Annotated in this window: 1 protein-coding gene; it reads left to right on the plus strand. The window is 28.8% G+C overall.

The genetic code is table 11. The features are described 5' to 3' along the window. A partial coding sequence (locus E3E36_RS12165; RefSeq protein ID WP_167895617.1) for an HAD-IC family P-type ATPase occupies positions 1-424 on the plus strand: 424 nt, incomplete at both ends.

The raw sequence follows: 424 nt of genomic DNA on the forward strand, positions 1-424 counted from the left end.
AATGAAAATCATATAATGTTAGGCTCTGCAGATTTTGTTAAGGTAATAGATGGCTTTAATAAAAACACATCTAAACTGTTTGTGAAAATAGATAATGAAGTAGTGGGTGTATTTGAAATTGTTAATGCTTACAGAATGGGTTTAAGCAATGTTTTGTATAACCTGAAAAGAAGATTTGCAATATCCGTTATAAGTGGCGATAATGATTCTGAAAAACAAAAACTTTTGCATTTAGTAGGTTTTAATAATAAAGTAATGTTTAATATGAAGCCCGATGAAAAACTTGCTTACATTAAACAATTACAAAGCAAAAACAATTACAATGTTTTAATGATTGGTGATGGTTTGAATGATGTAGGAGCATTAAAACAAAGTAATGTTGGTATTGCGGTTACAGAAAACAATAACAATTTTACACCGGCTA

Origin of the sequence: Thermococcus sp. M36, assembly GCF_012027355.1 — an archaeon.
Taxonomy (GTDB): Archaea; Methanobacteriota_B; Thermococci; order Thermococcales; family Thermococcaceae; genus Thermococcus.